The organism is Pseudomonas pseudonitroreducens (assembly GCF_021603645.1).
Lineage (GTDB): Bacteria > Pseudomonadota > Gammaproteobacteria > Pseudomonadales > Pseudomonadaceae > Pseudomonas > Pseudomonas pseudonitroreducens.
Map to the genome: position 1 here is coordinate 178,001 of NZ_BQHJ01000005.1, position 24,858 is coordinate 202,858.

Below are 24,858 nucleotides of genomic sequence, written 5' to 3' on the forward strand. Positions count from 1 at the left end.
CAGCAATGCTGGGTTGCCAATCGTGGCGCTCGCCTATGCTCATCTGTCGAAGGACGCGTCAGGACGGAGGTAGGGAATGATCACGGTGCTCCTTGTCGACCCGACAACCATCGTGCGCAGCGCATTGCGCGACCTGCTGGAGAGCATGGGCCTCGCCAGCGTCGCCGAGGCGACCGACGTGCCTTCGGCACTCCTGCTTGCCCGCGAGCACCGACCAGGGCTGGTCATCCTCGAGATGGCGCTGCCGGGGGCGGGCGGTCTCGATCTGTTGCGCCGGCTGCGCGCACGCGATCCATTGCAGAAGCTGCTGGTGTATAGCCGGCAGAACCCGGCGCATTTTGCGCCGTTGTGCTTCCAGGCCGGCGCCAGCGGTTTCGTCAGCAAGGACGAAGACCTTGCCGGCCTGCGCAAGGCCATCGCCGACGTCCTGGCCGGCCGCGCCCACTTCGCACGGGAATACATGCAGCCGGGGAATGGTGGAGAGCTGGCGAGCCTGACGCCCCGCGAACTGGCGGTACTGCAGTTGATCGCCGAGGGTCACACCAATCTGCGCATAGCCGAACAGTTGCGGATCAGCTTCAAGACGGTGAGTACCTACAAGGGCCACCTGCTGGAGAAACTGCATGTGGGCTCCAGTGTGGAGCTGGCCGAAATCGCGCGACGCAATGGTCTGGTGGCGGGGCAGGAGAGCCACGTCGGCGCTCTTTCGGCAGAGGCCCTGCCCCTGGAACTGGGCATGTTGCGCGGCCTGGTGGATGCCGCGCCGAATCCGATGTTCGTGCGCACCATTGATGGCAGGTTGCTGTTCTGCAACCAGCGCTTTCTCGATTACTACCACATCACCGCGGAAGAGGCGTTGAACTCGGGGCTTGCCGATGCGCGCTGGTTTCCGCCCGCAGTACGCAAGACGATTCCCGAGGCGTTTCGGCGACTGGTCAACGATGGCGTGCCCATTGCCATAACCAATCGGGTCGAGATATTCGGCGTGCCGCGCGTGCTGCATTACTGGATGGTGCCTTATCGCGATTCCAGCGGTCAGCCGGCGGGCATGCTCGGCGGACTGCAGGACATCACCTCCAGCGAAGAGCATCTGATCGAACTGCGTGACCGGGCGCTCGGCGCCGAGGCGCGCCTGCGCCAACGCAGCGAGTTCTACCTGTCATCGCTCTCCGAACTGGCCGGGCGCCTGGAGGGCATGGGATTGCATCCGGCTACCCCCGGCCTGGCGGACCTGACCGCGCGTCTGGCGCGGCTTCGGCGCATCTGCAACCTGGAGGATGGTCAGGTGCCTTCGATGCCGGTGGCCTGTGAGTTGCGCGCCTTGATCGGGCGTTGCCTGGCCGGGCAGCCAGCGAGCCTCTTCGGTGCCCCCGACATCGATGTCGACCGGGTCTGGCTCGACGTGAAAGTGTTTTCCGAATGGATGGCGAGCGCCCTGGCTCTGGTCCAGGCGGACAGCGACACACCAGTCACCCTGCGCCTGGGCATGTCCGCGCGGGATCATGGACGGCTTGGCGCTCAGCTGACAATTCACGGCCGGATGGCTCCGCAGAGCATCATCGATCGCTGTCACGCCGAGCGGCTCGCCGAGCATCTCAACGGGCGTTTCAGCTATGCGAGCGAAGGCGATGACGTCACCGTTACCCTCGAACTCGAACTGCTCATGGCCAGCCTGGAGTGACTATCGAAGAAGTCTGATGGCGCTGCCTGAAGGACTCTGAGTTCGCTCCGACTCCAGCCTTCCTAGCATGTGCGCAACCCGATCACTTCCGGAGTTGCCACCATGAAGTCCAGCTCGAAAATCAATGCCCAGCGCCGTGCCGGCGCACTCTCAACGCTTGCCATTGCCCTGCTGATCGCCAGCGGTTCTGCTCTGGCCGCACCAGCGCCGACGCCGCAGAAACCTGCCCAGCCGCTGGTGATGCTGGCCCATCAACAATTGCTCGAAGGCGATCTCGCCGCTGCCCAGGCTTTGCTCCGCGAAGCCGGAGCCAAAGGGCAGGGCGGTACCCGTGCGCTGGCCGAGCAGGCCTTCCTGGAAGACGCCAACGGCCGTCATATGCGCGCCCGGCAGTTCTACGATGCGCTCAAGGACAGCGACCAGGCAGCGGTCATCGCCGTGCCGTCGGCGGTGAACCTGACGGCACTGGGGCGATTCGACCAGGCCCAGAGGGCCTTTGCCGATCTGCAGAAGCGCTCGCCCAGCCCGCAGGTGAAGGCCTATGCCGGGCTGTGGAGCCTCTGGCTTGGCGCGCGTGGCGCCAGTGACAGCGGGCTCAAGCCTGAGGCGGCCAAGGCGCGGGTGCAGAAGCTCGCCCGCGCTATCAAACCGGTCACGCCACAGCAAAGTGCGCTGGTCGCTCTCTACCTGGGCAAGACCGACAGCGCGGCGGTGTTCGCCGAGATCGATGCGCTGCAGGTCCCCGAGGCCGTCAAGCGCGACCTGCGCAGTGAAGCCGGATTGTTCGCCGGCGCCTACCTCGACTACGTCCGCCAGGACCACCAGGGCGCCCTGCGCACCTACCAACTGGCCCTGGGGCAATCGCGCCCAGCAGCCATGGAGCGCCAGCTGCTGATCCAGTCCAGCCGCGCCCTGGAACTTTCTTCTCGCTGATTTCCCCTACCCATGCCAGGGCCAGTCCCTGGAAGGAGTCCCCTCGTGAACAGGATTTATCGTCTCGTCTGGTCGAGAGCACAGCATTGCTGGTGCGTGGCCTGTGAGTTCGCCCGAAAATCGGGCAAGGGCGGCCGCGCGCTGGCGGTCCTCGGGCTGGGCGCCCTGGGCGGCCTTTTCTTCGGCGACGCCTTCGCTGCCGGCGGCTCGGCCTATGAGAAAGGTATCGCCGGTAACGCCGGTATCTACGTCAACGACAGCACCGACTCAGGCTGCGTGTTTGTCCACGACACCGGCGTAAGCGGCGACCAGGGCTGGAAGTACGACGGCAACAACAGCAATTGCAAATCCTCCGACAAGTCCACTCAGACCGGCCGGGTGCTCTTCTACGGAACCGGTACCCAGAGTGATGGCACCAACTCGCTGACGCTGGGCAACGAGCTGTACGTGAACGGGGGCCGCATCGGCCTGAACAACAAGATCGATGGCACCAACTCTCTGGCCATCGGCAACGTCGGCACCGATGCCGCGGGCGCTGCTACCGGCACCCAGGCGATTGCCGTGGACTCGGTGGCTATCGGCAACAACGCCATAGCCAGCAAGCAGAATGCGCTGGCTCTCGGGACCGCAGCGCAGGCGCTGGCCCAGGACAGCGTTGCGCTGGGTTCGGGTTCGGTGGCCGGGAAATCGGCCGGAGTGCCCGGATTTGTTCCCGGTGGTGCCAGCCAGGCGCAGGCCGCCGCGATTGGCGCCACCACCAGCACCCTCGGGGCGATTGCCGTCGGCGACGCCGCTACCGGCAAGTTCCGCCAGATCACCAGCCTCGCCGCCGGCACCCAGGACAGCGACGCGGTCAACGTCGCGCAGCTCAAAGGCGTGGTCGGTAGTGCTACCGCCGATGCGGTGATGTACGACAACAGCACCCACAACAGCATCACCCTCGGTGGTGACAGCTACGACAACAGCACGCACACCGGCGGCACCACCATCACCAACGTGGCCAATGGCGTAAACAACAGTGATGCGGTCAACGTCGCGCAGCTCAACGACCTGGCCAACACGCCGATCACCTTCGTCGGCAACTCCGGCGCAGTGGACAAGAAACTGGGCGACACCTTCGTTATCGAAGGGGCTGCCACCACTGGCGGCACCTACTCTGGCTCGAACCTGAAAACCGAGGTGGATGCCGACGGCAACCTGCAGTTGCAGATGGCCGACAACCCGCTGTTCGACTCGGTGACCACCGGCAACACCACGATCAGCAATGACGGCCTGACCATCATTGGCGGCCCGAGCGTGACCACGGTCGGCATCGATGCCGGCAATCAGAAGATCACTAACGTGGCGCCGGGCGATGTCAGCGCCGGCTCCACCGACGCGATCAACGGTTCACAGCTGAACGCGACCAATCAGCAGGTGGAGCAGAACACCACCGATATCAGCAACTTCAACACCAACATCAGCAACGGCACGGTGGGTCCGGTGCAGCGTACCGGCACCGATCAGCTGTCGTTGATCGCCGCCGGTGGCGATGCCTACGCACCGGGCGCGGCGCAAGTGCTGACCAACGTGGCGGCGGGTTCGATCACGGCCACCTCCACGGATGCGATCAATGGTTCGCAGCTGCACGAGACCAATCAGCAGGTGGACGCCAACACCACCCACATCACCAACCTCGATGGCCGTGTGACCAACGTGGAGGGCGATGTCACCACCCTGCAAGGTGACGTGACCAACCTCGGCGACCACGTCGAGAACATCTACAGCACCGGCACCAAGTACTTCCATGCCAACTCCACCGGTGTCGACTCTTCCGCCACGGGCGTGGATTCGGTGGCCATCGGCATGGGCGCAGTTTCCAGCCATGACGGCAGCGTCGCCCTGGGCGCTGGCTCCGTCGCCGATGGCAGCACCCTTGGCCACCAGGCCTACCTGGTAGGAGGCACGGCCACGGGCGAAGTGAATATCGGCGAGCGCCGCGTGACCGGGTTGGCTGCCGGTGCCGACGATACCGATGCGGTGAACGTCGCCCAGCTCAAGCAGGTATCGGGCGCCGCTACCGAAGGCTCGGTCAAGTACGACCTGAATGGCGATGGCAGCATCAACTACAACAGCGTGACCATGGGGGGAACCACCTACAACAGCGTCACCAGGACTGGCGGCACCAAGATCACCAACGTCGCGCGCGGCGAGAACGACAGCGATGCGGTGAACATGTCCCAGCTCAACGAGACCAACGCCCAGGTCACCAACATCGACGGCCGCGTCACCACCGTCGAGGGCAGCATCAGCAACATCAACAATGGCGGGGGCATCAAGTACTTCCACGCCAACTCGAGCAAGGCCGACTCGGTCGCCAGCGGTGCCGACTCGGTGGCCGTAGGGCCGAACGCCCAGGCCAGCGGCAAGGGCGCCATGGCCATGGGCGACGGCGCCAGTGCCGCGGCCGACGGCAGCGTCGCCCTCGGGCAAGGTGCCAGCGACGGCGGACGCGGTGCGGAAAGCTACACCGGCAAGTACTCCAACGCGGAGAACGCCAGCGTTGGCACTGTCTCGGTGGGCAACGCCGCAACCGGCGAAACCCGTACCCTCAGCAACGTCGCCGACGGCAAGGAGGCCACCGACGCGGTCAACCTGCGCCAACTCGATGGTGCCGTGACGGAGTCCAAGCAGTACACCGACGACTCCATCCACAACGTCAACACCGAAGTCGCCAACGTCACCACCAATGTCAACAACCTCGACAACCGGGTGACCCATGTCGAAGGCGACGTGAGCAACGTGCAGAACGGTACCGACGGCATGTTCCAGGTGAACAACAGCAGCCACCTGCCCAAGCCGAAGGCGGCCGGCGCCGACTCGGTGGCCGGCGGTGCCGGCGCCGAAGCGCTGGCCGACAACAGCACGGCGGTGGGCTCCAACGCCAAGGCCAGGGGGCGCAACTCGGTGGCCATCGGCGCCAACTCGGTGGCCGAGCGCGACAACAGTGTGTCGGTCGGCAGCGTCGGGGCTGAGCGGCAGATCACCAACGTCGCCGCCGGGACCGCGTCGACCGATGCGGTGAACCTCGGCCAGCTGAACAAGAGCATGGGCGACATCTCCAACCAGTTCTACGACTACACCGACTCCCGCTACAACGCGCTGCGTCACGACCTGAAGAAACAGGACGACATCCTCAGCTCGGGCATCGCCGGCGCCATGGCCATGGCGACCCTGCCGCAGCCGTACTCGCCTGGCGCGAGCATGACCAACGTCGGGCTGGGCAACTTCCGCGGCCAGGGGGCGCTGGCAGTGGGCGTGTCGAAAATTTCCGACAACGGCAAGTGGGTCACCAAGCTGCAGGGCAGCACCACCAGCCAGGGTGAAACCGGCGTTGCCGTCGGCGTCGGTTACCAGTGGTGAGTCATTCCATCCAGGCCCGGCTATGGCCGGGCCAGTTCCAGGAGATCAACATGAATACGTTCAATTCCGTCGTGCTGCGCCTGCTGACCCTCTCGTGTGCGGGGCTGCTGCTGTCAGCCTGCGGCTCGCTCAGCCAGGTGGATGATCAAGGCCACAGCAGCGAACCCAGATTCCCCGCCGTCAGCGAGTCCTACCGTCCGCAGGGCAGCTACGCGAATCTTGAAAACCTGGCGAAGATCCAGCCGGGCATGAGCAAGGCGCAGCTCTACGAGCTGATCGGCGCACCGCACTTCCATGAAGGGATGTTCGCCGTTCGCGAATGGGACTACATCCTGCGCTTCCGCCGTGCCGGCCAGGCCGATCTGGTCTGCCAGTACAAGGTGCTGTTCGACAAGGACCTGCAAGCCCAGAGCTTCCTGTTCTCGCCGGCCAATTGCCTGGATCAGCTCAAGCCGGTGGCCAGTCCTGTTGTCCAGCCTGCCCCGTCGGTGCAGCAGGTAACGCTGTCCGCCGATGCCAGCTTCGCCTTCGACCGGGCGGACCTGAGCGCTGCCGGTCGCGGCAACTTGGATCGCCTGGCTGCGCAGATTCGCCGTGCACAGCCGCAACGCATTGCGGTTACCGGGCACTCCGACCGCCTTGGCTCGCGCGCCCACAATCTCGACCTCTCGCGACGCCGCGCCGAAGCGGTGCGCGATTACCTGGCCGCGCTGGGCGTACCGGCGGGGCTGATGCAGGTGCGTGGGGTCGGTGCCGCCGAGCCGCTGGTGAGCTGCCCGGATGCACCGCGGGAGCAGTTGATCCAGTGTCTGGCGAATAACCGCCGGGTCGTCGTCGAACTCGCCGCCAGCGCGGCTCAGCCCATCTCGAGTGAGGAATGAATCATGAGCATTTCCAGCAAGTGGCTGGTCGCCAGCCTGTTGCCGCTTTGCCTGCTGGCCGGCTGCAATGACAGTGCGCGCAACGCCAGCAGTACCCAGGTGAAGGACCAGGCCCTCGGTACCCTCGAGTATCCTGCGCTGCCGGTAATCCGCAATGCGGTCTTCAGCATGTCGCCGCTGGTGGACGGCAAGCGCAACCCGGCAGTGATGCAGCACATCTGCGGGCTGGCCCGTGGCGAGCTGAAGCAGGCCGATGTCGACCGCTTCGTCAGTGCCAGTGGTGAGACCGCCGAGACCCTGAAGCAGAAGGGCGGGGTGACCGCGCTGCTGGTCAACGGCAATCACCAGGCCCAGGAGATCGCCTGCGCCGCGTTCCTGGCGACAGCACCGCTGATCCAGGCCAACAGCCAGGACTTCGTCGCTGCGCAGAAGACGGCCGATGGCAAGCTGCAGGTCGATCCGCGTCGTCTGGGCGAAGTCATGGCAGTGCGCATGGCCCTGGCGCGCACCGATGCCGAGTACTTCACGCTGATCGCCGAAAAGCTCCAGCGGACTCCCGGCCTGACGTCTGCCCAGTACCAGAGCAAAGCCCGCGAGCTGTTCTCCGAGCTGGCGCCGGCCTACCTCAAACGGGCCAAGGAGCAGATGCCGTTGCCCGGCACGCGCTATCAGATCAGGCGCCTGGACGATCAACGCTTCGCCTTCAGCACCTCCAACGGCGGTGAGTACGAGTATGGCAACGATGGCATGACCCTGCGCCAGGACAACATCACCTGGTATGGGGAAGGTCACTTGATGGGGCTGCGTCGGACCCTGCAGATCGCCTATTACCCGGATGGCGTGGTCAAGCGTATTGACTAGGTGCGGCGACGCTGGAGGCGTCGATAGCCAGGCCTCGACGAGGACTTGTTTCACTGCAGGAAAAGCGCTGAATCCGCTGGCCCGTACCCCATGCAAGTGGAGTGCGGGCTCCCGGCTATCCGGGGCGTGCGGCTACTTTTTCGGGTAGGAGAACGAGTAGGAGTTACAGGCGTCGCCCACGCTTTTCCAGGTCTTGAAATCGGTAATGACGTTCTGCGAATTGAAGGTCAGCTCCAGACGGCATTCCTTGCCGTAGGACTCCTGGTAGGAGTGCGGCGTAACCATCACGCTCCCGGCTGTCGGGCCGGCTGACAGTTCGTTATAGCCCTGCGTACGGGTGAATTGTTCACTGTAGATCCAGCGGGCAACCGAGTTGTTCTGCTCATCCTTAACGACATCGGTGGGCTTGCCGAAGGTATCGATGGCCTCCTGCAGGGGCCGTCCTTCCCAGTCACTCGCCGCCATGATGTCCGGGATGCTCTGGAAGTAGTGGGAGCACCCGGCGAGTGCGGTGAGGCCGAAGCCGAGCGCGCCGATGCGCAGAAGCGCTTTTGCAGACATGAACGATCCTTCGTCAGTGGTGATTTCTCTCGGTGGCAGGACGTGGAGTCTATCGGCTACGGGCTTTGCGGATAACCCGTGGCGTCTGGCCCCCACGCCCTCCGTGCACCGACATGCGGAAGCCTGTCCTCGTCAAGGTTCCACCTGAAGTGGCATATGCACCGATGATATTGCCCGCCTCAGGCTGGAGTCAGGCACCGGCTTCAAGCGAGCCGTCTGCCCGTGGTCCCTGCGGGTTCTCGATTGGCGAGATGAACCCGTTCAGGTTGCAGTACGTGCGGCCAGGCCTCATGTGCGGCAGAGGCCTTGCCAGGCTTCAGCGTGGTATGGATGTCCCGGCCAGTCGCTGCCGGTGATCCATAGCCACGGCAGCGACAGTCATGAGGATGGCGAGTGTGTAGGCGAATAACCCCAGATTGACGCCGAGGATCAGTTTCTCCGATCTGTCGCTGAGTGCCATCGATCCGCCGTAGTCTTGGCTGGACGCGCTGGTCGATCGCCTGTTGTCCGCCGGCCTGACACCGAACCGGCAGGGCGAGCCCGCATGGGATTGGCAAACCGGACTACGCTCCTCCAGTCGATACCCCTGGAGAGAACATGATGATCCGCATTCTGCTGGCCGCTTCTCTGCTGTTGACTCTGAGCATCCCCGCCCAGGCCGGGGTGGTGGCGTTCCCGGCCGCCTTCCGTACACAGGAGGTCGCCGTGGACGGTGGCACCATTCACGTGCGCGTTGGCGGAAGTGGGCCGGCGGTGGTGCTGCTGCACGGGTTTGGCGATACCGGCGACATGTGGGCGCCACTGGCCACGGACCTCGCCAGGGACCACACCGTGGTGGTGCCGGACCTGCGTGGCATGGGCTTGTCATCGATCCCGGCCGGTGGTTACGACAAGAAGACCCAGGCCGGCGATATCCGCGCGGTGCTGGCGTCGCTGGGTATCGAGCATTCGGTGGTGGTCGGCCACGATATCGGCACCATGGTGGCCTACGCCTATGCGGCGCGTTATCCGCAGCAGACCGAGCGCCTGGTGGTCATGGACGCTCCGGTACCCGGAATTCCGCCGTGGAATGAAATCGTCCGTTCCCCGCTGCTCTGGCACTTCGACTTTGGCGGGCCGGATATGGAACGGCTGGTGGCAGGGCGCGAACGCATCTACCTGGACCGCTTCTGGAACGAATTCGCCGGCGACCCGCGCAAGGTCGACGAGGCGACTCGCCAACACTACGCCAAGCTCTACGCCCGCCCTGGAGCGATGCACGCGGCCTTCCTGCAGTTCCGCAGCATTCGCCAGGATGCCGTGGACAATGAAGCGTCGAACAAGACTCGCCTGACGATGCCGGTGCTCGCCGTCGGCGGCGAGAAGTCGTTCGGCGCCAACGAAGCCATCGTCATGCGCAATGCCGCCGACAACGTCACCGAAGTGGTGGTGCCGGGTGCCGGGCACTGGCTGATGGAAGAAGCGCCGGCGCAGACGATCCAGGCGGTTCGCCAGTTCATTTCGCCCTGACGCGCAGTTCCATGTTCGGCCTCGGCCGCCTTCTGTCGTGGCGGCCTGCGGTCGGGCGGCGGCTGGTCATGTCCTGGCGCCCTGGGCCTCCTGTGCGCTGGCGCACTCGACGCGGTTACGCCCGGCCGTCTTGCCCCGATAGAGCGCGGCATCCGCCTGCTGCATGCAGGCATCGAGAGCCTGGGTGCTGCTGAACGCTTCCGAGACCCCGATGGTTACGCTGCAGCGGATCGGCTGCTTCAAGTGGAGGCCAGGCACCTCGCTGTGCTCGATCGCGGCGCGGGTGCGCTCGGCCAGTTGCACGGCTCCGGCCCTGTCGGTATTGAGGCCGACGAGCACGAACTCCTCGCCGCCGAGCCGGCAGGTCAGATCGCCTTTGCGCGCAGTGGCCTTGAGGATATTGGCGACGTGGCAGAGCACCAGATCGCCCACCTTGTGGCCGTGGCTATCGTTGATCTGCTTGAAGTGATCGATATCCACGATCAGCAGGTAGGCGGGCCCGGCAGAGCGGGATCGGAAATGCCCATCCAGCCCCTCGATCAGCCCACGCCGGTTCAGCAGTTGGGTGAGCGGGTCGTGGGCCGCCATGGTCCGCAGTTCGTCCGTGAGGCGGCGCAGCACCAGCCAGACGGCGCAGGGGGGAAGCACGGTGCCGAGGAACGACATGTAGATGTAGAAGACCTTCTGGAAGCCGCTGTTCATGTCGAGGGCGGCCAGCCCGCCCTGGACAATCATCAGCAGTTTGGCGGCGTTCAGCGCGCAGATGCCGCCGATCAGGATGGCGCACACGATCATCTCGACGCGCAGGTCCCGGGCGACGGTTCGCCGGGCGTACAGCACGGCCAGCGTCATGAGCAGGAAGAGCAGGGCGCACGAGCCTGCCAGTAGCGCATGACGTGCCTCGGTCCCGAGTGTCGCTTGCACCACCAGTTGCAGCGCCGTGTAGAGCGCCGCCAGTGCCAGCAAGGGGCGCCACACCCGGGTCGGGCGGTCGAAGAAGCGCATGGCGCCCAGCACGTAGGCGAACGGAGCGCAGAGCGTCAGCGTGTGATTGACGATACTCATCGCCGTGCCGTTCGCCGGTCCGCCGAGCAACTGCAGGATGTACGCCATGCCCAGCAGGAAATTGCCCAGGGCGAAGACTTCCATGCCCATTTTCTTGCCATTCAGCCGTGTGCTGATCAGCAGGAACATCACGCAGAAACACAACAGGTGCACGCAGAGCATGCTGAGGATGACAGTGGTGACCATGGGCTCGCGTCAGGGAAGGTGCAGCCAAGGGAGTCGAGCACGGTCGGCGGGGTGAATGCGCGGCGGGGTTCCCGGCTGCACCTGGCGTGCTCGACGAAGTTGTTCGGGGTCGCGGAACCTAACCATATGCGCTGCGGGAAGGCAATCCGCCAGTACGTCTGCCAGCGTAGCGCAAGGTTGCGTGGCAACCTGCTTGCGCTGCCGTCACCGGGCTTGGCCGTGAAGGTTCAGCGCAGCTGAGCTTCGCGCCAGGCCCCCGGGCTGCTGTCGTACCAGCGGCCGAAGGCGCGGGAGAAACTCTGCAGGTCGCCGTAGCCGAGCAGGTCGGTGATCTGTGCCAGCGACAGCTCGGCGACACCCAGCAGGTCGAGCGCCTTGTAGCGGCGCTGCTCGTCGAGCAGCTCGCTGTAGCGCCAGCCCTGGCTGAGCAGCCGGCGTGCGGCGGTGCGCTCGGTCAGGTGGCGCGTCCTGCAGAAGGACTGGAAGCTCGCGCCTTCCGCCAGGGTGCTGGCGATATGCTCGGTGGCTTCGTCGAGCAGGGTTCGCTGGGTCTGCCCGCGCGCGGCCTCGACGATGCCGACCAGGATCGCCTCCAGCTCGGGGTTGGCCGGCGACAGCGGCTGGCGAAACAGCGCCGGTTGCAGGTGCAGCACGACCTCGGTGGTATCGCTGCGCCAGTGCAGCGGCGCGCGCAGGGCCTGTGCGTAGAGTTCGGTGTGCGCTGGCGCGTGGCCGGGCAACTGGATGCCGAGCAGCGCGTCCTGGGCAACGCCGCTGGCCAGCAGCTTGCGCCGCAGCAGGCTGCAGATGCCGACCACGGTGTACTCGCGGCTCTGCCGACCGGACAGCAGGGCACCGCACTCGGAGAGAACCAGGGCAACCTGCTCACCCTGGGCGCGCAGTTCGACGCGCAGTGATCCGTTGAAGTAGGGAAAGTACTCGGCGAAATAGGTGCAGGCGGCTTCCAGGGTCGGTGCCACGTCGAACAGGTAGGTCAGGCCGTTGGTCAGGGTCGACACGAAGCGCTTGCCCGCCAGCAGGCCGATGGCGGTTTCGCCGCTGGCTCGCTCGGCGAGGTCCCAGAAGCGCCGGGAGAGGAACAGCGGCACGCGCACCAGCGGCGTGCGCAACTCCAGCAGGGGCCGGCGCATGCAGGCTTCCAGCTCCGCGGCGGCAATACCGCGCGCCAGCAGCTCTTCCACGGCCGGCAGTAGCGTCGGGGCGTAGAAGGCGTTGGACGGAGGGGCGGCAGCTGGGCTCATTGCGGACCATGACTCGGCGGGGCTGGCGGACGACCATACGCATTGCGCCTGGCAGCGACAAGGGAGTCGCGGCGAGTGTGCTCAAGTACGCAGGTTGCTAGGGCGCAATGGTCCGTCCGAGCACGCGCGGCAGGCGCTCATCCGCCGCGAAGATGGCCTCGATCATGGCCTGCGCCGCCGGCGACAGGCCGAAGCCGGCACGACTGACGATACCGTAGTGCAGGCGCAGCTCGGTGCGGTCCTGGGGAATGTCGGCGATCTGCAGCAAGGCGACTTCGCCGCGCTGCACCGGCGCGTGCAGCGCCTCCACCGCCGCGAGGCCGACCGCGTCGGAACGCGCGACGATATGCAGGATCGCCGCGAACTGTGCGCATTCGATGTTCATGTGGAAGTCGCGCTCGCCGATCACTTCGGCCAGCACCTTGCGCAGCGGTGGCGGAATGCGCGTACCCACGCGCGGGTAGTCGAGCAGGTCGGCCAGTTGCAGATGCTCAGCGGCCGCCAGCGGATGGCCGGAGCGGCAGAAGAAGCGCCCGGGGCGGAATTCCATCCAGCGCACCTGGTAATCAGGGTCGCCGGCGAATTCGCGGGCGTCGCCGACGAAGAATTCCACCTGTTCTTCCTTGAGCAACTGCGCCATCTGTTCCCAGTCGCCCATCAGGAAGCCGACATGGATAGCCGGGTGGGCGCGGATGAAGTCAGCCATGGCTTCGGGCACCAGCAGTTGCGCCGGATAAGGCCCGCAGCCAAAACGCAGCTCGCCGGCATCCAGGCCGTTGTACTGCTGCAGTTCGTTGCGCAGCGAACGGGTACCGGCGAGCAGGCGCCGCGCATGCTGCAGCACCAGTTCGCCCTGGCCGGTCAGGCGGAAGTCGCGGCTCTGGCGGTCCACCAGCAGGCAGTCGAGGTCGCGCTCCAGGGACTGGATGCTGCGGCTCAGCGCCGACTGGCTGAGACCGATGGCGTCGGCGGCGCGCTGGTAGTTCTGGAAGTCCGCGAGGGCGGCCAGGTGGCGGAGCTGTCTGAGTTCCATGATGCGTCCTGCGCATAGAAGTGTTGAGTCGAATGAATTTGATGGATAGCAGAGGTGGCTGGTCTAGTAAACAGCCCGTCGAGCCGGAACCCGCCCCATGTCGCCCTTGCTTTTCGCTTCCAGCGCCTTCGCCAGTACCATCCTCCTGCACGCCGCCCGCGTCGGACTGTGCGCCGCAGAATTGCGCCTGCGCGCTGGCATTGCCGAAGCGCAACTGGCGGACCATCGGGCGCGCATCCCGGCGGAACAGGTGGAGCGCCTGTGGAGCGAGTGCGAGCGTGCCAGCGGCAATCCGCGGTTCGGCTGCGAGCTGCTCAACAGCATGGCGACCCATTGCCTGCAGGGCTTGAACATCCTGCTGGACTCCGCCCCGGACCTGGGCACCAGCCTGGCTGCGTTCTGCCAATACCTGCCGACGGTGACCAACTGCGTGCAAGCGCGCCTGGAGGAAGAGGGCGACGTCACACGCCTGACCCTGCAACTGGTCCGCGATGACCTGCATCACTTCGGCCTGGATGCCGCGGTGCTGACCCTGATCCGCAATATTGCCCGGCGCGTCGGGCTGCCGGCGGCGCTGGTGTGCCAAGAAGTCGGCATCGCTGCGCAACAACGCTGCACGACGACGCTGGGCGAGTGGGGCGTGCCCTGGCGGGTGGCGCCTTCGCCCTTCCTGCTGCTGCCCACGGCACTGCTGGCGACGCCGTTGGCGGGAGCCAACGAGTTCCTCTACCAGAGCCTGCGGCGCCAATGGGGTGATGCGGCGCAGACCGGCAATGGTGATGGCCTGAACCTGGCGCGCATCTGGCTGCGCTCTTCCGACCAGCCGATCGAACGCATCGCCGAGCGTATCGGCTACCGGCAGAGCGGCAACTTCATCCGCGCCTTCCGCAAGCGTTTTGGGGTCACGCCCAAGCAGTTCCGTCTCGGCCAATACTCGACATGATCGAAAATTGTCGGCCCCGGCTTGTGGTCGCCGTGCTCGTCCCCCTCAAGGTTGAGCGGCGGTACCACCCATCCGGAGCCAATAATGACAAGAATCCATCTGGCCCCCGCTCCCCATGCATACATGGGGCGGCGCCAGCACTGCATCGCCAGACCTCTCCTGCTTGCCCTCGCGGTCGCTGGCGCGTTCGACGCGCAGGCCACCACCTTTGAGCTGAACGACGACTGGAACCTGTCGACCAAGACCACCCTCAGCCTGGGGGCGAGCTGGTCGGCGCAGGACCCCGATCGCCATCTGATGACCCACGCCAACGCCGTCCAGGCGCAGCACATCGGCAATGCCGATGGCACCAGCGTGAGCGCCGACGACAACCGCCTGAACTTCAAGAAGGGCGATCCGATCTCGCAGATGTTCAAGGGCCTTACCGATTTCAGCCTGGAGGGCGACGGGCAGGGCGCCTTCGTTCGCTTCAAGTACTGGTACGACCACGCCTACGAGACTGGCGATGGCCGCTTCAAGGACTTCGACGACGACGGCTGGCCGACCCTGGCGCGCTTCCATGGCTTCGACACGCTCGATGCCTATGTGTGGAAGGACTTCGACGTTGCCGAACACCCGCTGAACCTGAAACTCGGCAAGCAGGTGATGTCCTGGGGCGAGGCGGTACTGATCCAGAACGGCATCAACGTGATCAACCCGCTGGACTACAGCGCCTTCAACAAGCCCGGCGTGGACATCAAGGAAGGCCAGTTGCCGGTCGAAATGCTCTCGTTCAACCTCGGCCTGACCGACAAGGTGAACCTGGAAGGCTTCTACCAGTACAACTGGCGGCCCAGCGTGCTCGACGGCTGCGGCACCTTCTTCGCCACCAGCGACGCCGTCCAGCCCGGTTGCGGCCCGCTGTACCTGAGCCAGGTGCAGACCGACGCGCAGATGCAGGCCAGCGGCCTGTATGCGTCCCACGGCGACGACCAGGACCCGTCCGACCAGGGCCAGTGGGGCGTTGCCCTGCGTACGCTGATCAGCTCGCTGAACGATGCCGAGGCGGCGTTCTACTACGTCAATTACCACGCGCGCCTGCCTTACCTGCAGCTCACCGCGCGCGACGCCAGCAAGCCCGGCAGCTTCCCCATCGGCCGCGTACAGGGGCCGGTTTACGCCGCTGCCTTCCCGGAGAACATCCACCTCTACGGCATGAGCATCAACGGTGCGCTGCCCGGCTGGGGCACCTCGCTGGCAGCGGAGCTGAGCTACCGGCCGAACATGCCGGTGGCCTACAACGGCCCCGACATGAACGTGGCGATGATCACCGGCCCATCCGGCAGTTCGGCCATCGAGGGGATTCCGGCCAGCGCCACCACCACCGGCCAGACCCTGGACGGTTGGGTGCGCAAGCCGGCCTGGCAGATGACCGCCTCCGCCACCCAGATCGTCGACAACGTCCTCGGTGCCACCCGCCTGACCCTGCTCGGCGAGGCGGGCGTGGTGCACGTGGGCGATGTCGGCGACGAGCGCCTGGGGCGCAACTCCGCCTTCGGCCGCAGCGCGCCGCTCAACGGCACGCAGTGCAACACCGTGGCCAGCGGCGTGACCAACCGCTACTGCACCGATGACGGATTCACCACGCCCTGGTCCTGGGGCTATCGCCTGCGCGCCGGCCTGGAGTACAGCGATGTGCTGCCGGGGGTGAACATGCTGCCCAGCCTGAACTTCCGCCACGACGTCGAGGGTTACTCCTACGATCCGGGCGGCCCGTTCCAGGAGGGGCAGATGGCGGCCGGCCTGTCGCTGGCCTTCAACTACCTCAACGATTACAGCCTGGAGTTCGGCTACAACAGCTTCTTCGGCTCCAACAAGTACAGCACGCTCGACGACCGCGACTTCTACAGCGTCAGCGCCAAGGTCGACTTCTGAGGAACCGCACCATGCATTTCATGAAATTTTCTGCCCTGGCGCTGGCCATGGGCCTGGCGTTCTGCGCCCATGCCACCACCCCGGCCGACCTCGGCAACAGCCTGACGCCGGTCGGTGCCGAGAAAGCCGGCAACGCCGACGGCAGCATTCCGGCCTGGACCGGAGGCCTCAAGCCCGACGCCGGGCAGGTTGACGCCAAGGGCGGTTATGCCGACCCCTACGCCGCCGAAAAGCCGTTGTTCACCGTCACTCCGGCCAACGCCGCGCAGTACAGCCAGTGGCTCAGCCCCGGTGAGCAGGCGATGCTCAAGCGCTACCCCAATACCTACAAGATCAACGTCTACCCCAGCCACCGCAGCGCACGGCTGCCCGACGAGATCAACGCCGAGACCCGCAAAAACGTCGAGCAGAGCAAGCTCGCCGACGGCGGCAACGGCGTGCTGAATTACCATCGTGGCGTGCCATTCCCGCTGCCCAAGGCGGGCGTCGAGGCGATCTGGAACCACATCACGCGCTACCGTGGCGGCAGCCTGGAGCGCACGTTCAGTTCGGCCAACGTGAAGGAGAATGGCGTCTACAGCCTGGTCCGCTCGCAGACCGAGATGAACTACGCGGAGACCGTCGACGACCTGCCGCAGAACGCCAACCTGCTCTTCATGTTCAAGACCCGTGTGCTGGAGCCGGCCCGGCTTTCCGGCGAAGCGGTGCTGACCCACGAGCCGATGGACCAGGTTGCCGAGCCGCGCGCGGCCTGGCAGTACATCCCTGGCCAGCGCCGGGTACGCCGGGCGCCGCTGATTGCCTATGACAACAGTGCGCGCTACAGCGATGGCATGGTCACCGCCGACAGCCTCGATGGCTTCAATGGCGCACCGGACCGTTACGACTGGAAACTGGTGGGCAAGCAGGAGCTGCTCGTCCCCTACAACAGTTTCCGCCTCTACGATCGCTCGGTGAAATATGCCGACATCCTCAAGACCGGCCACCTCAATCCGGACCTGATGCGCTTCGAGAAACACCGCGTCTGGGTCGTCGAGGCAACCCTCAAGCCCGGCGCGCGGCATGTCTACAGCAAGCGCCGCTACTACCTTGACGAGGACAGCTGGAACATCCTGCTCGGCGAGCTCTACGACAGCCGTGGCGAGCTTTGGCGCAACTACCAGTCCCACGCCATGCCCTACTACGACAAGCAGTTCACCTACGAGGCGCTGGCAGCGGCCTACGACCTGATCAGCGGGCGTTACTTCGTCAATGGCCTGATGAACGAAGAGAACAGCGCCCTGAAGACCGGGCAGCGCGCCAAGATGAGCGACTACACTCCATCCGACCTGCGTCGCTGGGCCAAGTAACCTTGCGCTCACCCCCCGACCACTGTGGCCGGGGCTACAGCGCCATCCCGGCAAGGCCGGGGTGGCGTTGTCGTTTCTGCGCTGGCCGTCAGGCGCGGGGGCGCCCTGATCGCTTTTTGTCCGCTGGCGCTAACCAGCGCCAGCCGGAGATGCCGCACTCTGCTCCAGCACCCGCTCTCGGCGCCGCATGGCCGGGCGGTCCAACAAGAAGAACGAGGAACTCCCATGCGTCATTGGCTGCCTGCACTCGCCATCCTGCCGCTGTTCGCCGGTCATGCCTGGGCCGCCGCGCCCACTGCGCAAGACGCCCGCGAGCTGGCCGAGCAGGCCTACCTGTTTGCCTTCGCCACGGCCGAGCACGGCAAGACCCTGCAAGCCATCGCCGCCAAGCTGCCGGTCAACTACCTCTACAACAAGACCACGCTGCTCGGCCCGGAAGACCGCACCGTGGTCTCGCCGAACAACGACACGCTTTACTCCTACGCGCTGCTCGATCTGCGCGAGCACCCGGTGGTTCTCGACGTACCGGCGGTGCCGCAGCGTTACTACAGCTTCCAGCTGATCGACATGCGTACCAACAACCTCGACTACATCGGCACCCGCGCCACCGGGCGGGCGGCCGGCAGCTTCCTGATCGCCGGCCCCGACTGGGATGGCCAGGCGCCTGAGGGCTTCCACGGCAAGGTGATTCGCTCGCCCAGCCGTATCGTCTTCCTGCTCGGCCGCACCGCGGTTGACGGCGAAGCCGACCTCGATGCCGCCAAGGCCGTAATGGACGGCTACAAGCTGCGCAGCACCAAGCCCACGCTGCTGCCGCACAAGATCGAGGTGCCGGCGTATCTGCCAACCAAGGAAGGCCCGGCGGAGAACGCCTTCATCGACTTCAACGGCCTCTCCGCCTGGCATGCCTGGAGTGCCGACGAGCAGGAACGTCTGAAGCAGTTCGCGCAGATCGGCGTGGGCACCGGCAAGCCGTTCGACGCTCGGCAATTGCCGGCGGATATCGCCCAGGCAGTGGAGCAGGGCGCCGAGGCCGGGCGAGAGAAGATTCGCGCCGCCACCGAGCGTTTCGCTGCACCGGTCAATGGCTGGCAGAACTCGCCGATCAACATCGGCCACTACGGCAACGATGACCTGACGCGGGCGGCGGTCGCCTGGAAGTACATCTACGCCAACGACCCGGCGGAGGCGATGTACCCGCTCACGCGCGTCGATGCCAGCGGCCAGGCGCTCGACGGCAGCCGGTCCTACACCCTGCATTTCGCGCCCGGCGAGTTGCCGCCCGTGGATGCGTTCTGGTCGGTCACGCTCTACGACGGCAAGACCCAGATGCTTTCTGCCAATGAGCTGAACCGCTACGCCATCAACAGCGCGAGCAACCTGAAGAAGGATGCCGATGGCGGCCTGACCCTGAGCATCCAGCATGCCCGTCCGGCCAGCAGCGACAACTGGCTGCCGGCGCCGCAGGGAGCGTTCAACCTGATCCTGCGCATGTACCTGCCGCAGGCAAAGGCCCTCAAGGGCGACTACCAGCCGCCGGCCGTTCAGCCCGTTTCCAGCCAGGAGTAAGCCATGTCCGCGATTCTCACCCGCCGCCGTTTCCTCGGCGCCAGCGGTGCGCTCGGCTTCGGCCTGGGCTGCGCGCCGAGCTGGTTGCTGGCCGCCCCCGTCGCGCTGGAAAGCGACCCCGTGGCGTTCCAGGATATCGTTCGCCAGGCATGGATCTATGCCTACCCGATGCTGATGCACTACCAGACGATGCAGAAGCAGGCGCTCGATTCCGCCTCGCCCGAGTACGTCGGCGGCTTCGGCGTATTCCGCCACTACAGCGAACTCTTCACCCCGAAGAACCGCGACGTGGTAACGCCCAACAACGACACGCCGTACTCCTGGGCCTGGCTCGACCTGCGCGCCGAGCCCTGGGTGCTCAGCGTGCCGGCGGTGGCCGAGGACCGTTACTACGTGCACCAGTTGGTGGACCAGTACACCTTCAACTTCGGCTATGTCGGCGTGCTCAGCACCGGCCGCGAGGCGGGCGACTACCTGATTGCCGGGCCCGACTGGAACGGCGCGACGCCCGCCGGCATCCGCCAGGTGCTGCGCAGTGAAACGCAGATCGCCATGCTCCTGGGTCGCACCGGCCTGCGCAGCGCCGCCGACCTGCCGGCGGTGCGCGAACTCCAGCAACAGTACCGTCTGTGCCCGCTGCATGAGTTCGCTGGCGGCTCGGCGCCGGCTGCCGCGCCAGCGGTGCAATGGCTGCCCTGGGAGCTGCCGCGCGATCTCGGCGCGGGATTCATTGCGCACCTGAACCAGATCCTCGCGTTCTGCCCGACGGACCCGAGCGAGGTGGAGTTGCGCCAGCGTTTTGCTGGCGCCGGCATCGGTGCCGGGCTCCTGTTCAACCCCGCGGCGCTGAGCCCGGCCCAGCGCCAGGCGCTGGCCGCCGGCATCCAGCAGGGCGTCGAGGAGCTGAAGGCCAAGGGCGCCACGCTGCGCTCATCCGCCGGCCTGTTCGGCACCCGCGCCGCGATGCACAACGACTACCTGAGCCGCGCCGCAGCGGCGGCCAGCGGCATCTATGGCAACAGCGTGGAAGAGGCGATCTACCTGGGCAGCCGCAAGGACAGCAGGCAACAGCCGTTACAGGGCGGGCAGCGCTATCGCCTGCGTTTCGCTCCCGGCCAGTTGCCGCCAGCCAGGGAATTCTGGTCGCTGACCCTGTACGACCTGCCTGACCGACAGCTGGTCGACAATCCGATCCAGCGTTACTGCCTGAGCAGCCGTGACCCGCTGGTGCGCGATGCCGACGGCGGGGTGACGCTGTACATCCAGGCCGATGCTCCCGCGACGGCAGAGCAGCCGAACTGGCTGCCGTCGACGCGGCAGGGGCCGTTCAACGTCATCCTGCGGATCTACGGGCCGGAGCAGCCGGTGGTGGCCGGGCAGTGGACGCTGCCGTCCATCGAGCGGGTCTGACCTCGGCCAACTGGGCGAGCCGGCTCCGCGGGCTTGCCTAGCTGGCCGCGACGCTTGCCCAGCGCTCGCGCGGCAGTGCGTAGCACAGCCATTGCGCGGGCGTGCCGGAGAGGTCCAGCGTGGCCTCGTAGGCCAGTACTGCCCCCAGCTTCGCGGTACCTTTCTGCGAGCGGATATTGCTCGGCGCGATGTGGAACCAGACGCGCTCGAAGTGCCCGAAGGCGTGGCCGAGCATCAGCGTCTTCAGCTCGCGATTGGTCGCGCCGCCCCAGTAACGGTGGTGGATGAAGGTGAAGCCGATGCCGATGTCGTCCGGCTGGTCCGGCACCGGGTAATAGCGTGAGCAGCCAATGGCCTTGCCGCTTGCCCGGTCGAGGATCAGCAGGCAGCCGCCGGCCTGCACCAGGAACTGGAAGTAGGGCTCGAAGACTTCGCGGCGATAGCGGTCCTTCGCCGGGTGGCCGGCCCAGGTTTCCGGCGAGCCGGCGGCGGCGAACAGTGCCTCGAAATCATCGGCGCGCAGTGGGCGCAATTGCAGGTTTTCGCCGAGCAGGCTCGGCTGGTCATCGAAGGCGGTCATGCCGGGCTCCAGGTTGCTGCAGACCAGCTTACGGACGCGGCGTCGCCTTGCAGAGAGCCAATGCGCGGCGCTTCGAAGGTGCCATTGCCACCCTCAGTCGGCACAGACTTCCAGGATCGCCCGTGCCGCTGTCTCGGTGCCACGCGATGCCTGCATCTGTTCGCGCACGGCGGTCAGGCGTTGCTGCATGGCTGTGTCCGCAAGCAGTTCGGCGAGGGCAGTGGGCAGCGCCGCCAGCGGGTTCTCGAAGCGTGGCAGGTAGCGCGCCACGCCGACTTCCTCGGCGCGCCGGGCGTTGTCGTGGCCGTCCCAGCAGTAGGGGATGATCACCGATGGCAAGCCGAAGTACAGCGCTTCGCAGAAGCTGTTGTTGCCGCCGTGGTGGATGAACAACTGGCACTCGCGGAGCACCGCCGGCTGTGGGTACCAGCTGTCGAGGTAGACGTTGTCCGGCACCGTGTCGTAGTGCTCGCGGTAGGCGCCGACGTTGATCAGGAAGCGGTAGGGCAGTTGCGCCACGGCGTCGATCAAGCGGCGCATCATCGCCACGTCGGCAGCGCCCAGGCTGCCAAAGCTCACGTAGATCAGCGGTGCGTCGTCATGCCGGGGGAACTGCGGCGCAATGTACGGTGCCTCGCTGCGCACGCAGCCATCGAGGTACAGGTAGCGCTCGGCCGGCAGGGGGGTCTTGCGCTCGTAGCGCACCGGCGTCGGCGACAGCAGCAGGTTCAGCCAGGGCGAGTCCTCGAGGAACTGGCCGGCGGGCAGGGCCGGGTGGCCGCATTCGGCGAGGAAGCGGGCAAAGCGCTCATGGGCCGGTCTGGTTGCCTGCAGGTAGTGTTCGCGGAAGCTCGTGCAGGCCTGCGCATCGCTGCTGCTGGCGCCGGACAGGTAGGGCGGCACGGCGGCGTCGGGCAGTTCGGTTTCCGCACAGGAGACCATGCGCACCCAGGGGCAGCCGGCGGCGGTGATAGCCGGGAAGGTGACCACGTTGTCCAGCACGATGGCGTCCGGCTTGAGCCGGGCAAGCAGCTGCTGCAGCGGCTTTTCCGACTCGATGGCGGTGTCGATGATGGCTTCCCAGGCCGGCGCCACGTAGCTGTCGATCTGCGCCAGGGGCGGTTGGTCGAAGTAGGGCACGTTGCGCTCGATGAAGCGCTCCCAGTAGTGCTGGTGATCGGCGGCGGAGAGTGGCGAGTCCAGTTGCAGCGGGTATTCGGCGAATCCGTATTCAGCAAAGATGCCCTGGAAGTGCGCATGGCAGATGAACACCGGGCGTGCGCCGAGTTCGCGCAGGGCCTGGGCGATGCCGATGCAGTTCAGCGCGGCGCCGAAGCTGGCCTCGGGGAAGAAGGCGATGGTTCTTGTTCTTTGCGTCATGGGCACATCCGGGTGTTGCTCACGGGCACTGGGTGAAACTGATACTGCATTTTTTCGTTAAAAAAAACACCGTGAGTGAAAAATACTTAGCGGCGCGTCCCGCCGAATGACTGTGGAATCCCGCGGTTGGCGGTCTGCGGACGCTGCGCGAAGGACAGCCGCAGGTGCAGGCGCATCAGGTCGGCGGCGACTTCCAGCTGGCCGCGCTCGATCTGCTCGATGATCCGCAGGTGCTCGCGCAGGGCTTCCTGCAGGCGGTGCACGCTGACCATCGGCAGCAGGTTGGGCAGGCGGCGCAGGCGCTGGTGCTGCAGCAGGGCATCAGCGACGAAGCGATTGCTGCAGGCCTGGGCGATCAGCTCGTGGAAGCCGATGTCCAGTTCGCGGAACTGCGCTACGTCGAAGCGTTCGATGGGCGCGCCGAGCAGTTCCTCCATGGCGCCGCGGAGCAGGGCAAGGCGCGCCAGGTCCGGGTCGAAGCCTGGGGCCAGGAGGGCTTCGGGCTCGAGAATGAGGCGATAGCGCAGGCTGTCTTCCAGCGCCGCGAGGTTGTTCAGCAAGGGGCGGAACGACCAGCTCTGCCCGGCGCCGCGCTCCAGTACCTGATCCTCGCTGAGCTGCGCGAGCACCTTCTGCGCAGCGGCGCGGCCGATGTCGTAGCGACGCATCAGCTCGCTGGCGCTGAGGCTGTTGCCGAGCCTTCCGGCCATGCGGTCACGCAGCACCGAGGCGGCCAGCGCCTGTTCCTCGGCCTGGGGCAGGGCGGGCCCAAGCACCTGGGCGGCGGGGTCGGCGGCGAGACGGTAGCCCTTGCCCGGCTCGTGGGCGACCAGTTGCTGCTCCAGCAACAGGTCCAGGCCGGCGCGGATCAGTGTGCGCGAGACGCCGAAGGTGCGCGCCAGTTGCTGCTCTGACAGCCCGTCGCCATCCCCGAGGCCGCTGTCCTGGGCGTGCTCGATGATCCGCCGGGCCAGCTCCAGGTGGTTGGTGCGGGGTTTTTTCTCGGTGTCCTTGTTCAAGCGGCTTCTCTCCGGCAGGCCCCGGCGGGCTGGTGGTCGCGGGGCGAACCCTTATGCCACAGCGAGGGTGGTCCAACAAGAATGTGGGAAATGGTTGTAGGAAATTGTTGACTTCGCCATCGGTTCGGTTTTTATTTTGAAAAAAAGACATGTAGTACGCTTTTCGTTCCGCTGCCGTCGACACAACAACAACCAATCGTCAGGTGCGCAAGATGAAGCTGAAGACCATGCTCTACGCAGGGGCGACCCTCGCGCTCACGCTGTCCGCGACCACGGCCAGCGCCAAGGATCTGGTGATCTCCATCTGGGACGGCTACATGGCCCCGGATAACCTGGAGAAGTTCCAGAAGGCGACTGGCCTCGAAGCCGACAAGTCGCTCCACGCCACCAACGAAGAGATCATGGGCAAGCTCATGGCCTCCGGCGGCGAAGGCTACGACGTGGTGTTCGTCTCTTCTCCCTTCGCCGAGATCCTGCACAAGCAGGGCCTGCTCGCCGACATCGATCCGGCCAAGGTGCCGAACCTGAAGAATCTCTACCCCGAGGCGCAGAAGCTCGAGTACGACCCGGGCAACCACTTCTCCGTGCCCTACACCTGGGGCACCACCGGTATCTGCTACCGCTCGGACAAGGTCAGCCCGGCGCCCTCCAGCTGGAGCGACCTGCTCAAGCCTTCCGACGCCCTCAAGGGCAAGACCACCATGCTCGCCACCGACCGCTGGCTGCTCGGCGCCGGCTTCCTGGCCAATGGCTGGTCGGTCAACGACGGCAACCCGAACCAGATCAACGCGGTGCGCGACCAACTGATCGCCACCAAGAAGCGCCTGCTGTCCTTCGACGACACCACCTTCTACTCCAAGCTGGCTTCGGGCGAGGCGCTGATGGCCCACGCCTGGGACGGCTGGTGCAACTACGGTACCCAGGCCAACGACGCGATCAAGTTCGTCGTGCCCAAGGAAGGTTCCGACCTCTGGGTGGACACCATGGTCGTGCTGAAGAGCTCGAAGAATCCCGACGCCGCCTACCGCTTCATCAACTACATGCTGGAGCCGGCGAACCACGCCTGGGTTGCCGAGAACATCCTCTACAAGGTGCCCAACCAGGCGGCGATGGCGACCCTGAAGCCGGACCTGCTGGCCAAGTATCCCAACCTCACCACCACACCGGCCGAGCTGGTCAAGCAACAGCAGCTGCGTGACGTAGGCGGTTCGACGCAGAAGGCCTATACCCGCGCGGTAACGGAAATCATGGCTGCGCAATAAGTCGCGCCAACGGGGCGCTGCGATGGCGCCCCGGTGATTCAGCGAAGAATCGCACCGA

19 protein-coding genes are annotated in these 24,858 nt (G+C 65.8%); 12 read left to right on the forward strand and 7 right to left on the reverse strand.

Annotation, left to right across the window (positions count from 1 at the left end; translation table 11 throughout):
• Positions 1 to 76: 76 nt before the first annotated feature.
• From L6D89_RS13920 to L6D89_RS13940, 5 genes are all read left to right on the forward strand, one after another.
• Positions 77 to 1,681, forward strand: coding sequence for a response regulator (locus L6D89_RS13920; protein WP_236200127.1), 1,605 nt, complete (start codon positions 77 to 79; stop codon positions 1,679 to 1,681).
• 102 nt (positions 1,682 to 1,783) lie between these two features.
• Complete coding sequence (locus L6D89_RS13925) at positions 1,784 to 2,614, forward strand: hypothetical protein (RefSeq protein WP_236200128.1); 831 nt, start codon at positions 1,784 to 1,786, stop codon at positions 2,612 to 2,614.
• A 45-nt stretch (positions 2,615 to 2,659) separates the two neighbouring features.
• The gene (locus tag L6D89_RS13930; RefSeq protein WP_236200129.1) at positions 2,660 to 6,016 is read left to right on the forward strand and encodes a YadA-like family protein; all 3,357 of its coding nucleotides are present in this window, start codon (positions 2,660 to 2,662) and stop codon (positions 6,014 to 6,016) included.
• Between the two features lie 50 nt (positions 6,017 to 6,066).
• Positions 6,067 to 6,897 (forward strand): OmpA family protein, encoded by an 831-nt coding sequence (locus L6D89_RS13935; RefSeq protein ID WP_236200130.1) that lies wholly within the window; start codon positions 6,067 to 6,069, stop codon positions 6,895 to 6,897.
• A 3-nt stretch (positions 6,898 to 6,900) separates the two neighbouring features.
• Positions 6,901 to 7,758 (forward strand): hypothetical protein, encoded by an 858-nt coding sequence (locus tag L6D89_RS13940; protein WP_236200131.1) that lies wholly within the window; start codon positions 6,901 to 6,903, stop codon positions 7,756 to 7,758.
• Positions 7,759 to 7,890: 132 nt separating this feature from the next.
• Here the strand turns inward: L6D89_RS13940 and L6D89_RS13945 are convergent, their stop codons facing one another.
• Positions 7,891 to 8,319, reverse strand: coding sequence for a hypothetical protein (locus L6D89_RS13945; RefSeq protein WP_236200132.1), 429 nt, complete (start codon positions 8,317 to 8,319; stop codon positions 7,891 to 7,893).
• A 600-nt stretch (positions 8,320 to 8,919) separates the two neighbouring features.
• Here L6D89_RS13945 and L6D89_RS13950 point away from each other — a divergent pair.
• On the forward strand, positions 8,920 to 9,828 hold the full coding sequence (locus tag L6D89_RS13950) for an alpha/beta fold hydrolase (RefSeq protein ID WP_236173511.1): 909 nt from the start codon (positions 8,920 to 8,922) through the stop codon (positions 9,826 to 9,828).
• Positions 9,829 to 9,894: 66 nt separating this feature from the next.
• Here L6D89_RS13950 and L6D89_RS13955 read toward each other — a convergent pair whose 3' ends face one another.
• From L6D89_RS13955 to L6D89_RS13965, 3 genes are all read right to left on the reverse strand, one after another.
• Complete coding sequence (locus L6D89_RS13955; protein WP_236200134.1) at positions 9,895 to 11,079, reverse strand: GGDEF domain-containing protein; 1,185 nt, start codon at positions 11,077 to 11,079, stop codon at positions 9,895 to 9,897.
• 227 nt (positions 11,080 to 11,306) lie between these two features.
• Complete coding sequence (locus tag L6D89_RS13960) at positions 11,307 to 12,341, reverse strand: AraC family transcriptional regulator (protein WP_236200135.1); 1,035 nt, start codon at positions 12,339 to 12,341, stop codon at positions 11,307 to 11,309.
• A gap of 97 nt (positions 12,342 to 12,438) precedes the next feature.
• Entirely contained in the window at positions 12,439 to 13,374 is a 936-nt protein-coding gene (locus L6D89_RS13965) for a LysR family transcriptional regulator (protein ID WP_236200136.1), read from the reverse strand.
• Between the two features lie 97 nt (positions 13,375 to 13,471).
• Here L6D89_RS13965 and L6D89_RS13970 point away from each other — a divergent pair, with 97 nt between their 5' ends.
• The 5 genes from L6D89_RS13970 (at position 13,472) to L6D89_RS13990 (ending at position 20,559) form a co-directional block, all read left to right on the forward strand.
• A complete protein-coding gene (locus L6D89_RS13970; protein WP_236200137.1) occupies positions 13,472 to 14,317 on the forward strand; it encodes an AraC family transcriptional regulator in 846 nt (281 codons plus the stop codon).
• 84 nt (positions 14,318 to 14,401) lie between these two features.
• Positions 14,402 to 16,231, forward strand: coding sequence for a DUF1302 domain-containing protein (locus L6D89_RS13975; RefSeq protein WP_236200138.1), 1,830 nt, complete (start codon positions 14,402 to 14,404; stop codon positions 16,229 to 16,231).
• Positions 16,232 to 16,242: 11 nt separating this feature from the next.
• Positions 16,243 to 17,580: a DUF1329 domain-containing protein gene (locus L6D89_RS13980; protein ID WP_236200139.1), complete on the forward strand. Its 1,338-nt coding sequence runs from the start codon at positions 16,243 to 16,245 to the stop codon at positions 17,578 to 17,580.
• Between the two features lie 225 nt (positions 17,581 to 17,805).
• On the forward strand, positions 17,806 to 19,149 hold the full coding sequence (locus L6D89_RS13985) for a DUF1254 domain-containing protein (RefSeq protein ID WP_236200140.1): 1,344 nt from the start codon (positions 17,806 to 17,808) through the stop codon (positions 19,147 to 19,149).
• 3 nt (positions 19,150 to 19,152) lie between these two features.
• Positions 19,153 to 20,559: a DUF1254 domain-containing protein gene (locus L6D89_RS13990; RefSeq protein ID WP_236200141.1), complete on the forward strand. Its 1,407-nt coding sequence runs from the start codon at positions 19,153 to 19,155 to the stop codon at positions 20,557 to 20,559.
• 37 nt (positions 20,560 to 20,596) lie between these two features.
• Here the strand turns inward: L6D89_RS13990 and L6D89_RS13995 are convergent, their stop codons facing one another.
• From L6D89_RS13995 to L6D89_RS14005, 3 genes are all read right to left on the reverse strand, one after another.
• A complete protein-coding gene (locus L6D89_RS13995; protein ID WP_236200142.1) occupies positions 20,597 to 21,139 on the reverse strand; it encodes a GNAT family N-acetyltransferase in 543 nt (180 codons plus the stop codon).
• 93 nt (positions 21,140 to 21,232) lie between these two features.
• Positions 21,233 to 22,519, reverse strand: coding sequence for a glycosyltransferase (locus L6D89_RS14000; protein ID WP_236200143.1), 1,287 nt, complete (start codon positions 22,517 to 22,519; stop codon positions 21,233 to 21,235).
• Between the two features lie 86 nt (positions 22,520 to 22,605).
• The gene (locus tag L6D89_RS14005) at positions 22,606 to 23,538 is read right to left on the reverse strand and encodes a GntR family transcriptional regulator (RefSeq protein WP_236173500.1); all 933 of its coding nucleotides are present in this window, start codon (positions 23,536 to 23,538) and stop codon (positions 22,606 to 22,608) included.
• 212 nt (positions 23,539 to 23,750) lie between these two features.
• On the opposite strand from L6D89_RS14005, the gene L6D89_RS14010 reads away from it, so the two are divergent.
• Positions 23,751 to 24,800 carry a polyamine ABC transporter substrate-binding protein gene (locus L6D89_RS14010; RefSeq protein ID WP_236200144.1) on the forward strand — a complete coding sequence of 350 codons (1,050 nt, stop codon included), beginning with the start codon at positions 23,751 to 23,753 and terminating at the stop codon, positions 24,798 to 24,800.
• Positions 24,801 to 24,858: the final 58 nt, after the last annotated feature.